The sequence below is a fragment of the Chitinophaga filiformis genome, assembly GCF_021646545.1.
GTDB classification, from domain to species: Bacteria; Bacteroidota; Bacteroidia; order Chitinophagales; family Chitinophagaceae; genus Chitinophaga; species Chitinophaga filiformis_A.
The window spans coordinates 215551-227686 of record NZ_JAKIRP010000014.1; the positions used below are offsets into that span (position 1 = coordinate 215551).

The 12136-nt window shown below is 47.1% G+C and carries 10 protein-coding genes; 4 read left to right on the top strand and 6 right to left on the bottom strand.

What is annotated here, in order from left to right; genetic code table 11:
• The first annotated feature begins 50 nt into the window (after positions 1 to 50).
• Positions 51 to 1874 carry an alkaline phosphatase gene (locus L3C95_RS27125; protein WP_236392723.1) on the top strand — a complete coding sequence of 608 codons (1824 nt, stop codon included), beginning with the start codon at positions 51 to 53 and terminating at the stop codon, positions 1872 to 1874.
• A gap of 302 nt (positions 1875 to 2176) precedes the next feature.
• Here the strand turns inward: L3C95_RS27125 and L3C95_RS27130 are convergent, their stop codons facing one another.
• From L3C95_RS27130 to L3C95_RS27150, 5 genes are read right to left on the bottom strand one after another with little or no spacing between them, the layout of a single operon-like run.
• Positions 2177 to 3232 carry a hypothetical protein gene (locus L3C95_RS27130; RefSeq protein ID WP_236392727.1) on the bottom strand — a complete coding sequence of 352 codons (1056 nt, stop codon included), beginning with the start codon at positions 3230 to 3232 and terminating at the stop codon, positions 2177 to 2179.
• 35 nt (positions 3233 to 3267) lie between these two features.
• The gene (locus L3C95_RS27135; RefSeq protein WP_236392729.1) at positions 3268 to 3927 is read right to left on the bottom strand and encodes a response regulator transcription factor; all 660 of its coding nucleotides are present in this window, start codon (positions 3925 to 3927) and stop codon (positions 3268 to 3270) included.
• Between the two features lie 14 nt (positions 3928 to 3941).
• The gene (locus L3C95_RS27140; protein WP_236392731.1) at positions 3942 to 4727 is read right to left on the bottom strand and encodes a sensor histidine kinase; all 786 of its coding nucleotides are present in this window, start codon (positions 4725 to 4727) and stop codon (positions 3942 to 3944) included.
• On the bottom strand, positions 4682 to 5356 hold the full coding sequence (locus L3C95_RS27145; RefSeq protein ID WP_236392734.1) for a hypothetical protein: 675 nt from the start codon (positions 5354 to 5356) through the stop codon (positions 4682 to 4684). Before L3C95_RS27145 ends, L3C95_RS27140 begins: the two co-directional genes overlap by 46 nt.
• A gap of 6 nt (positions 5357 to 5362) precedes the next feature.
• On the bottom strand, positions 5363 to 5824 hold the full coding sequence (locus L3C95_RS27150; protein ID WP_236392736.1) for a hypothetical protein: 462 nt from the start codon (positions 5822 to 5824) through the stop codon (positions 5363 to 5365).
• A 994-nt stretch (positions 5825 to 6818) separates the two neighbouring features.
• Between L3C95_RS27150 and L3C95_RS27155 the strand changes: the two genes are divergently transcribed.
• Genes L3C95_RS27155 through L3C95_RS27165 form a run of 3 tightly spaced genes read left to right on the top strand, consistent with a single transcriptional unit; the run spans position 6819 to position 10319 of the window.
• A complete protein-coding gene (locus tag L3C95_RS27155) occupies positions 6819 to 7916 on the top strand; it encodes a caspase domain-containing protein (protein WP_236392737.1) in 1098 nt (365 codons plus the stop codon).
• A complete protein-coding gene (locus L3C95_RS27160) occupies positions 7906 to 9462 on the top strand; it encodes a hypothetical protein (protein WP_236392738.1) in 1557 nt (518 codons plus the stop codon). The genes L3C95_RS27155 and L3C95_RS27160 overlap by 11 nt, the downstream gene beginning before the upstream one ends.
• Positions 9462 to 10319: a caspase family protein gene (locus L3C95_RS27165; protein ID WP_236392740.1), complete on the top strand. Its 858-nt coding sequence runs from the start codon at positions 9462 to 9464 to the stop codon at positions 10317 to 10319. The genes L3C95_RS27160 and L3C95_RS27165 overlap by 1 nt, the downstream gene beginning before the upstream one ends.
• 103 nt (positions 10320 to 10422) lie before the next feature.
• On the opposite strand, the gene L3C95_RS27170 is transcribed toward L3C95_RS27165, so the two are convergent.
• Positions 10423 to 12066, bottom strand: a complete 1644-nt coding sequence (locus tag L3C95_RS27170; protein WP_236392742.1) for a M28 family metallopeptidase — start codon at positions 12064 to 12066, stop codon at positions 10423 to 10425.
• Positions 12067 to 12136: the final 70 nt, after the last annotated feature.

Genomic DNA, 12136 nt, shown 5'->3' on the forward strand with positions numbered 1-12136 from the left:
GAACTTAATTCCTAATTTTTTAACTTCTAATATTTAATCTTCGAGATCACATGCTTAGGTCTACCTTTCTTTCCCTCTCACTTTTCGCGGCCCTGACCGCGGGTGCTCAAACCAGTGCTTATACTACTTTGAGCGCTCATGCACATAACGATTATGAGCATCCTATTCCTTTTCTGACAGCTTATTACCGTCATTATGGATCTATAGAGGCTGATGTTTTTGAGCGGAATGGACAATTGTTCGTTGCACACAATGAAGAGAATATCCGCCCTGATCGTACCCTGGAAAAGCTGTATCTGCAGCCATTACAGGAGCAGGTACGCAAAAACGGGGGTACTGCTTTTAAAAATAGTAAGGACACTTTACAGCTGATGATCGACTTTAAGACCAGCGGTATACCTACTTTAAAAGCCCTGACAAAAATACTGGAACGCTATCCGGATATCACTAAAACACCTACTGTCGTTATCACCATCAGCGGAGATCAGCCGGTTCCCGGACTGTGGGACCAGTATCCTTCCTACATCCATTTTGATGGTAAAAGGGGATTACAATACACTGCTGCGCAGGCTAAACGTATTCCGATGTTCAGTGTCGATCTGAAAACATTTACTAACTGGAATGGCAAGGGACTGATCGTGAAAGCGGAACGCGAGAAAATGCAGCACTGGATCGATAGCGTACATGAGGCGAATAAGAAAGTGCGTTTCTGGGGTACGGCTGATAATGTGAATACATGGAAGACACTGATGAACATGCGGGTAAACTACATCGGTACTGACCTCGTGGAAGACCTGGCTTCCTTCCTCACTAACAGAAAAAGCCTTGAATATAACGGCACAGCCACTCCGCATACGCTCTATCCTGCCCGCTATGTGAACAATGATAGTCTGACTAAAGTCAATAACGTCATTCTCCTGATCGGTGATGGTATGGGACTTGCGCAGATCTATGCAGGGTTCACCGGCAATCGTGGTCAGCTGAACCTCCTGCAGATGCGTAATATCGGTTTCTCTAAAACTTATTCCTCCGACAGCTATATCACCGATTCTGCTGCTGGCGGTACTGCTATGGCTACCGGGCGTAAGACGAACAACCGTTACATTGGCGTAGATGCTACCGGTGTGCGCCTCAATCCTATTCCCGATATCATCGCGCCTAAAGGTTACAAGAGTGCCCTCATCAGCGCGGGAGATATCACTGATGCTACACCTGCTGCTTTCTATGGTCATGTACCAGAAAGAACATTGGAAGATACCATCGCTGCAGATTTTCTTTCCAGTTCTGTTAGCATTATGATCGGTGGTGGTGCGAAACACTTTAACCAGCGTAAAGATGGTATGAATATGCCAGCGCTGCTGCAGCAAAAGGGATATGTGTTTAGCACCCGGCTGGAAGATCTGGATACCTTGCAGGCTTCAAAATACCTTGTATTGGACAAACGGGCAGAGTTGCCCATGATGGCGGGCCGGAGCAAGTTCCTTGCTCATGCGTTGGAAAAGAGCATTGGCACATTGCGTGATCGGTTCTTCATTATGGCGGAAGGGGCGCAGATTGATTATGGCGGGCATGTGAACAACCTGCCGTATGTTGCGACTGAGATGATGGATTTTGATGAGGCGATTGGGGCGGCGATGAAATTTGCGGATGAGGATGGGCATACGTTGGTGATCGTTACTGCGGATCATGAGACGGGTGGGTTGTCGTTGCTCGATGGAAATATTGCGAAAGGATATGTTGACGGGCATTTCAGTAGTAATGATCATAGTGCGGTGATGGTACCGGTGTTTGCTTATGGGCCGCATTCGCTGGATTTCAGAGGGGTGTATGAGAATACGGAGATATTTGAGAAGATAATTGCGTTGTTGAAATAGTGTAGTTCTTTGTAGGCGAACTGGCTGCTTTATATAATGCATTGGATCGCTGGGAATTTGGATGGATGTTTTGCCGCGGTTTCAGGTAGGAGCACTGGCTGTAGTTCTTTGAAGTTTTTACGCATGATGCGTTGTGGGTCGTGTTGAGCGTTGGGATGTAGATTAAACTCCTGTCAAGCGTGTCAGCGACTTCAAACAACTAAGGCCAGTGCTTCCTACCTGAAACCGGCTGCTACTTCCAGAGGTGCAATAAGAGCTATGCCGCCTTATTCCCTATATCCCTATCTATATATTGCCCCTTCTCAATCCTTCTTAAATCGCTCTAATACCCTTTTCCTATCTCCGGCGTGGGCAACGAGATGTTTATAGACAACCTTTCCTACATATTTACGCACATCACTTTTTACGGCAGGCATATCCAGTCTTTCTTTTGTACTGTCGCCATATTCCAGTGGCTCGCCTTTGACGGATGCCATCAGTACCAATTGGCGGCCTATCTTCTTTCTGGAGGCTTTCAGTTCTACGCCTTCTTTTTTTCCTATTGCCTTAATTGCGTCCTGCAGGCCCTTAAATACACCGTCTACCAGAGAACCGCCCGATTTGGTGCTGTCATTGTTGGCAAAAGCTCTGATGTAGGGCTCAGGGTAATTGGTGTAGATATGATGATATCTGAAGATGATGTGGTAGATGTAACCGTTTATGGCAGTTTTTAACTCCATGGCCAGCCAGGAGTCTTTTTTACCATAATCATGTTTTTCAAGTACGTTATTGAATAGTTCCTTTAATCCCTTTTTGAAATAGAAGACATTACGCTGCAGCTCTCCCCTGTTATCGACGCTGATGATCTTCAGGCCGGCGTTCAGGTATGCCAGCTGCTGGAACATAATGTTCATGGGAATGTAGGAGACATGACTGTCTTTGAATATTGCTTCATCCAGCTGAAAATCCAGTTTGATGATATTTGTTTCTTCAGGTGAACTGGCCGCATTGGAGAGCTCATATATACCTGACTGTGCTGCCAGTACATGCCTGTCCGGATTGGCCACTATTCTTAACAGGAATGCGTTGCTGACGCCTATCAATATGCCGATCTTATAATTCTTGGGGGATGTGACATGATGCAGTAATGCAATCTCATGCGACAATTCGTCTTCTGACAGGCCGGATATTACTATACTGATGTGATTGTCAGGATTGAAGGTTACTTCTATTGTATTGATGCCGGTGACGCTCTCCAGGTATTCTGTTAATACGATCTTCAACAGCCGGCGGATGCCATAACTGTTGGTCGTTCCCAGAAACATGACTGGTCTTTTCCTGATAGATTCGATGATACTGAGGCCTGGTCGTCCGTTCATACAATAAGCATTTTCTGCAAATTACTCCAATCGTTTCACAACACCACCAGATTGTTCTTTACTGCATATAGTACCAGGCCGACGCGTGTGGAGACGTTCAGCTTTTTAAATAAGGCTTCCCTGTAGCCATCTACTGTGCGTTCGCTTACAAACATTTCTCTGGCGATGACCTGGTAGCTTTTTTCGCTACAGGCTAGTCGCATGAATTCCATTTCACGGTCGCTCAATTTTACAATGGCATTCAATGGTGAATGCTCGTCTACCAGGTGAGTGATGGATTGCATCACCTTTCTTGTTACCAGATCATTGTAGTAGTAGCCCAGGGTAAATACTTCATCAAATGCCTGTTTTAACTCGGCGGGTTCTGCGTCTTTGAGGATGTAACCTTTGGCGCCATGACGGATCATTTTTATGATGGCGGTTTCGGCGTCCATAGTACTTAGCGCCAGTACTTTGATATCGGGGTGGTTTGTACGCAGCCATTCCGCGGATGCGTAGCCGTCCATATCGGGCATATTAACGTCCAGCAATACAATGTCGGGTAAGTGTTCCGGATCAATTCTGTCGATCAGTTCTTTACCGTTAGCGGCTTCAAATAATACCTCATAAGCTGGAAAGAGGTTGATCAGGATGGATAGTCCCTTACGGAACATCGTGTGATCATCAACAATGGCAATATATTTTGTTTCAGACATAAGGTGCGGTTAATTCATACATGGGGTATGGTGATGGTAATGATGGTTCCTTTTCCGGCGCTGCTGGTGATATTGGCAAGTCCTCCGAGTACAGCGGCCCTGCTGGTAATGTGTTGTAACCCTAATCCATTCTTTTTGCTGAGCGCTTCTTCTACATTGAAACCTGCTCCGTTATCGCAAATACTGACATACAGCAGGTCTGTCATGTATTTACAGGTGATGACCACTTCTGCTGCTGCGGCATGTTTAAGGACATTCTGCAGGGCCTCCTGGATGATTCTGAAGAGGATCAGTTTTCCCTGTGCATCCATTGGTCGTTCAGTGCCTTCCTGGCGAAAAACCACATGGGTGGCTCCGCTTCTGTTGATCCGTTCTGCCTCCTGGTCAATGTTGCCCGCCAGGCTGAATAGCTGTACTCTTTCTGTGCTAAGTCCTTTGGCAATGTCCCGCAGGATGGTCATGGCTTGTCCTATCGTAGCCTTCACTTCCTGTAAGCTGTCTGGTGGCTGCTCTGCGCGCTGCTCCATGATATTTAACTGTACTTTGGCAAGGCTGAGCAGCTGCCCTACGTGATCGTGCAATTCCTGGCTGATGTTATTAAAAGTCTCTTCCTGTATCTCCAGGGTGGATTGCAGCAGCTGTCTGTCGAAATCGTGTTTCATCTGCAGTTTTTCCACTTCCACCTGTTGCTTCCTGTTGTTGTATGCCCAGATCATTATCAGAAATAAAATACCCAGAAACAGCAAAACCGCTATTACTGCAATAATGATGATGATGATCTGTTTATTTGCATCCTGCATAATATAAACGCCAGGCAATAACAGGAATAGAGAATAATGTTTACTACAGGCAAAATAGCATGATACAGGCTATCCTTACCGATCACAATATGATTACTTCTGATATATTGCTGCAATCCAAGCAGCACTAAGGTAATGAGGCCAAACAGCAGATTGGCGGCACTGATCCAGAAATAAGGCTCTCTGAATATGCTAACCAGCACATCGCCCCTGAACGCCAATCGCAATAACACGAAACAAGAGAAAACAATATTAAGGATTTCAATCAAAACAACAGAAATATTGTTGAACTGGCCAGGTCCCTGCAGGAAAATATAATTCAGGACAATAAACAACATGGACAGGACAGCGATTGTCACATAAACGGGCTTCTCATTTTGTCTGATCTGCAGCATCTGACCATACAGGTACAAATTTATAGGGGTTGACAAGATAATATACCAGTTGTACATGGTATAGTTATGCGCCCAGCCGAGTGCCCGGTAGTTGCTTCCCACCAGCTCAATGACGTTGGTGAGCAGCAGTAAAGGGATAAACAGCACCAGGTTACAGGCGTTAAGCCCCCTATAGCAGATGATGGCTACGAGGAGGCTTAACAATTGGAAATACTGAAAGTAGTCTATGATCATAGTTTATCAGGGTTGCAGACCGCCAAAGTCGTAAACGATGTCGCCAGGGCCAAAGAACTTAAGATCTTGCGGAGCTACGGCTTCCATTACCGGCGCAGCTGCTGTAGCCGCGAGGGGAACTGCAGCTCCTATCCTGGCACTTACCAGTTCCTCGATTTCCAGCACATTAGGATCTACATAAGGAATAATAAAAATCGTTAATCGGCCCTGCCTTTCAGCTATTTGCTCAGGACTCAGGCCAAGAGACGGATGTCTTAGCACATTATCCAGATAAATTCCCATCGCGAACCTCGTCAGCACCGGCCGGCCGGGATGCGTCACAGCAAATGCGGCTCTGGCTTCTGCCAGGAATTCTGTTATTTCAGGCTCATTGAATTCTTCATAAACAGTTAACCGGCGCGTCAATACTTCAATTGTACGTCTAACAGACAGCAAGTCGGGATCTATCTTAAAGCCGTGATCTCCCATAACCGAAATGAAGTTATAAATACACGTTTCTGCAAGAGAATAAGAAATTCTCCGGCCTTGGGGTACGAAGCGTTCCCGGGATGATGAAGCTCGCAAAAAATCTGGTTTAAAAAAATTTGTAGACATGTTGTGGGGTTTTAGATTGTGATTGAGGTTATTTAACAGCCACAATTTAGAACGCCCCCACGGATTTCCAACACGACTATAACAAATACGGGAGAAAGAAGTTTTTGCACGGGAAAAACACCCCTGTACCCTTTATGAATTTTGACCTTTTGTCCACCAAAGGGGCCCCTTGAACGTTGACCCCGTAGGGGTCATGTGTTTGTAGCCCCCGGTTTCAACCGGGGGAAAACGCGCCCCGCAACAACAACGGGAACCGCAATCCAAACAACAACCAACAATTACCAAACATTCGTACACGACATCCGTACAACGATGCCCCCAATAACGGAAACAACCCGGGTTAGGACGCAAATCAACAGGACAACCACAACACAAACAACAACACACAATTACCTACCCCGCCTCCCCAAAACAACGATGCCGCAATCACCGGAATAACCCGGCTATACAAACTGGGGCAACCACCACGCAAACACATAACGATCAATTGCAAATACCCACCCGGCGGGCATAACACCGATAACGGCCAAACTATGCCACCACGAACCCGACAACCCGCTGATTCCCTCCTCTAAAACCCGGTTACAACTGCCTCCATCCCCTCACAACTAATTTATCCTTAATACATAAATCACTGCAATATGTCAATTAAACTTGTTAACATCGTGCCAGTAGTTTAATTTTATATTCAGAATATACCCCAACGAAACAGGCATTTGAACGATATATAGACTGACTCTTTTTAACAGCGCGCTTTTTAAATCATATACCCCAGATAGTAACGCATGTATATGACTTTATGCAAACCGTACTGGCTTTTCCTCCCATGCGGCGCTAACATTATTCAAATAGTAAAAACCATGACCCCATGAGCCCAAAATCACTTGTCTCCAAAGCACCATTAGCTCCCACTACAGGGCCCTGTGAGGAGATAACCAACGAGAACCTGATCAAAGGACTTCCTGTTAATGAACAGGATTATGCTATCATTGTCGGCATCAGCCATTATAGCAGCTTAACACAATTAAACGCTCCCGTTACAGATGCCTGCCGTTTCAGGAACTGGCTGATCAAAGCTGATGGTGGGAATCTCCATCCGCAGCATGTCTTTTTCATTCCTTCGGCTCCAGGCAGTAATATACCCGACCAGCTGGCTATTGATAAAGCGCTATCAGATATTATTCTGCTGGCAGAGGCTAAACCTGCGCGCCGCCTCTATTTTTACTTCTCCGGTCATGGCTTTGGGGCCAATTGGGAAGTGAATGGTATGTGCCTGCCTATATGGTCGCCCAGCTTTTATAATGCCGCCCTTTCGTCTAAGGCCTACCTGGACCTACTGGTGGAGAAGGATCTTTTCAGGGAAGTGTATTTCTTCCTGGACTGCTGCCGCGACAGGAAGATCAACACCAAACCTTTGCATTCTATGCTCGGCGGACCAAGACCCGGCGGCGCCAATACGATGGCAGTGGTAATGTATGCTTCAGAGTATGAAAATCCTGCATGGGAAGGTATGATGAACGCAAATGGCAATCTGCAGGTACATGGTTATTTCTCCAGGGCCTTGCTGGAAGCGCTGAACGGTGGCGCGGTGAACAACAGCGGCGATATCACTATCACCAGTTTCCTCGACTATGTGCGGGAGAAGACGGAAACATATGCCAAAGAAAGGAACCATACACAAACGGTACGCTCTGATATCCGTAATAACAGTTACGGTCTGGATTATGTGATCCATAAAACCGGCAGAACGCCCGGCACCGTGTTAACGATACAATTCAAGGCCGGCGGAGACATTTCGCTGGACGGCCCCGACCTGAGTAATATCAAATCGGGCGTCGTGCAGGCCGGTGAGTCCTGGCTGATACCGCTGGGCAAAGGTTATCACCAGATAACAGATAAAATCTCCAAAAGATCCTCCTTTATCACCATCGATGGTACCCTTAAAACTATGATATATGAATTCTAACACCCCTACCTTTAAACTGACCGTTGCCGCCGTTGGCGTGATGTCTGACTTTGCACATCTCACAGTGTATAACGGTTTTCTCGAAGATATTGCAAGGGGATATGAACAGCTGGATCTGACGTTGCCACAGGGCCTTTACAGTATCACGCTCAAACTGGATGGCAACATCATCAAAGAGCATGTACGGCTGACGGAGGATACCCGTTTTGAGATCCCTACACCGCCTGTATATTCTTCTGTGGTGGCCGACCGTTTTGAGTCGTCACACGAGTATTATACCCACAATGCGGAACATTATAGTCTGGAGCCTACCGTACAGACAGACACGACCGAAGGTGGCGCCATATTTCTTTTTTTCCGGTATACAGACCTGGATAAACGGAAAGAACTGAATACTGACCAGCATTCACTGGGAGATGGCTTCTCATTGCTGGATAAAAACCGGCAGCTATTATATCAGCTGCAGGGCAGCAATATCCGGGAAGATACTGATACCGGCTGGATGGCCTTTCATGCAGTACTGCCGGTGGGTATTTATTACCTGCATTACAGCGGGCATAAGTTTGAAAATGATGAGGGAGAAGCCCATGACATTCCCCCCAGGGAAATTCCCCTGCAGGTATTTAAAAGCAGTGACAGCCTGCAGGGACTATCAGACAAATACTGGCAGACACAGGTCTTCCTGACTTTCGGTTATGGTCCTATCTTCCCTTCCATGAGCGTCTTTATAGCTCCCCGCAAAGATGGTTTTATCAACAATGATGAAGGCAATTACCGTATTGATGGACTCCGTCACAAGTTCCATAATGGCATTTACCATTTGCCGGAAAAAGTATTGCTGGAGTTTGAGCAGGGACAGTGGACTTCTCCCATGAAAGGTCTGCTGGCCGCATATGTCTATTTCAGCAGTCCTGATACTGACAATGAGCTGCTGTTCCGAAACGTTGCCCAGGATCTTCCGGCCCTCCTCGGTGAGGATACACCTGATGTCAAAGCCTTACAGGTAATGGCGGCACAGTATTATAAAGACCCCATTCCGGAAGTCACGCTTAGTGAGCCCTGTATGTTCCTGGCCGGCATGCGTGCTGTGATCAGGGCATCTATCAAACATCCGGATATCATTGCGGAAGACAGCTTTCTGGAAGACATTACTGATAAGTTGTACTGCGATATGGTGTGGACATCGTATCTGCCGGCGCCCCTTCCCAAAAGCAAAAAACAATTGCAGGATGCTACGCTGGCAGGCTCACTGACAGACAGTATTTTCAATGTAGTGGAAAGGATCATTGGCGACGAAATAACGCCGGAAGAAATAGGAGAAAAGCTGTTGAAATCCCAGACGGTCAGCACACTGCTGTATTACATTGATAAGCTGAACGATGATCTTAATATCACTGATCTTGCCAGCAGATTGCAGATCCCTCCGAATGTGGTGCGAAAGACCATCAATCATATTCTGACTTTCGCTGACAGTATCAAAAATGTAAAGAAAAAACCACAGCAGTTTAGCATTAAGAATATTAACAAACTAAAAAGCATTCAATAATGACACCACAAAGTTATGCGTTGCATATCGGCCTGAATGCAGTGAACCCCGACAGCTATGAAGGCTGGAATGGAGAACTTTTCGCCTGCGAGAATGATGTGGCAGTATATAAGGCCATTGCTGAAAAGGCAGGCTTTCAATCTATCCATTCGCTGCTCACCAAAGACGCCACTGCTCTCAATGTGTTACAACACTTACAGCAGGCGGCCGATCAGTTGCAAGCGGGCGACATACTACTGATTACCTATTCAGGACACGGCGGATCTATCATAGACGCCAACCAGGATGAAACCAACAACTTCGGGGAGATGGATGGTTTTGATGAAACCTGGTGCCTCTACGACCGGCAGCTGATCGATGACGAACTATTTGAATGCTTCAGTAAGTTCAAACCAGGTGTACGTATACTCATCTTTTCTGATAGCTGTCATTCTGGTTCTGTAGCTAAAGCAGCAGAAGCAGTTACAACAACGTTGGATCCTGTTACCTACACCCGCGCCCGTGTAGCGCCGCTGGATGTCTTAATACGCACCTACAACACACATAAAAGTGAATATGATGGCATACAGGCGCAACTCAGTGCCGGTCCTGCGGATATAGCTGCCTATGTGGTGCAGTTTGGCGCCTGTCAGGATGATGAACTGGCCATGGAAGTATGGGGTAATGGTATGTTCACCGCCAAGGTGCAGGAGGTGCTAAAGGAAGAGATCAACAGTTATACGGATCTGCATATTGCGATTAAAAAAGGATTTTCTGCCAGGCAACATCCTAACTTGTTTCATTATGGGAATAAGGCCTATGACTTCCTGGCACAGCCCCCGTTTTGTATACAACCGCTGGTGGGAACGCATGAGTAAGAGGCAGACTATGAGCGATCGCCAGGCTACATGCATTGTGGTCGAATAAAAATCCGGAAGCAACACGGGGCTACTTCCGGATTTTTATATCGTAGTTTAAGCACTAGCGTTTCGACTTGAACTCAGAACCTTCTTTCCATTGCGGGAACTTATCCTCATTTGACAACGTCAAACCAACATCAAACAGGAAACGAACATCTTCCACCATTCCGGACAATTCCCAACTGCTGTCCATCTGATCAAATGGAGAATGGTAATGATCCCGTCCGTAGACAGTCTTATGATCGGGCGCCCAGGCTGAATCGTGGGCCAGGGATTGGTCGCCACTGCCGGGATATAAGGCAGGGATACCCACTTTGGCAAAATTGAAATGGTCGGAGCGGAAGAACCAGCCTCCGGAAGGATTGGCTTCCGGCACCAGGAAGCGGCCCTGTTTCTCTGCTGACCGGGCGGCATAGTCGTCCAGCTCAGATTGTCCCTTGCCGATGATGGTAATATCTTTCGTACGTCCGAAGTAGTTCAATACGTCCATATTGATATCTGCCACGGTCGATTTTATGGGAAAGACAGGATGCGAGGCATAATATTCGGAGCCTAACAGCCCCTGTTCCTCTCCTGTCAATGCCAGAAATAACACAGAGCGTTTAGGCGCCTGTTTCAGCCTGGAAAAGGCCGTTGCCAGTTGCAGGAGGCCAGCTACACCGGAGGCATTATCCAGCGCTCCGTTGTAGATGGAATCGCCTCTTACAGCTTCTCCTATCCCCAGGTGATCCCAGTGGGCAGAGTAGATAATGTACTCATTTTTCCTTTCCGTACCGGGCAACAGGGCTGCCACGTTGTGGGACACTGATTTCCGAATCTTGCTCTGCAATGCGAGGGAGGCATTCACGCCTAAAGGCACGGCTTTAAAACCGGGGCGTTTTGCCTGGTTCATGACACTGTCTGGCACTCCTGCCAGTTGAAACAGCCTTTTGGCAGATTCCTGGGTCAGCCAGCCTTCGATGGTAGCGCGGCTCTTGTTATCGTCGGGGGTTTGCAGGTCCAGTTTAGGCTTTGACCAGCCACTGCGCACCACCGTCCAGCCATAGCTGGCAGGTAATACGTCATGAATGATCAGGACACCCGCAGCACCCTGCCGGGCAGCTTCTTCGAATTTATAAGTCCAGCGGCCATAATAGGTCATTGTATGGGTCTTGCCTTTGAACAGGGTGCTATCGTAAAAACCGGGATCGTTGACCATTACGACCACCGTTTTGCCTTTTACATCCAGTCCTGCATAGTCGTTCCAGTTGTATTCAGGCGCCACAATACCGAAACCGGCAAATATCATTTCCGAGTTATTGATAGCCACCCGTTGCTGCACATGTTTGGTACCTGCCACGTACTGGTCGAGGTAACTGAGCTGCAGATCACCGTTTTTACCGGTGATGCGCAGGTCTCCTTCCGGTACGGATTTAATCTCCACCATGGGCACTTCCTGCAGATAACTGGTATCATTACCTGGCTTCAGACCGATTTCTTTAAAACGTTTTATGAGGTATGCCAGTGTTTTCTCTTCGCCGATAGTAAAGGGTTTACGCCCCTGGAATTCGTCGGAGGCAAGCACGGAAATATCCTGCGCCAATCCGGCTGAATCGATGGCTTTAATAGCGGTAGAATCTTCGGCTGTACCGGCTGGTCCGGCCCCCGGGTTGCAGGCGACAAGCCCCAGTGTTGCACATAACAACAGATTATGCAGGTTTTTCATCAGCAAGTTGTATTTACTTAAAGATATTCAAATTATCTTCAACCTGTCCCTATTGAGTATTTACGGATGT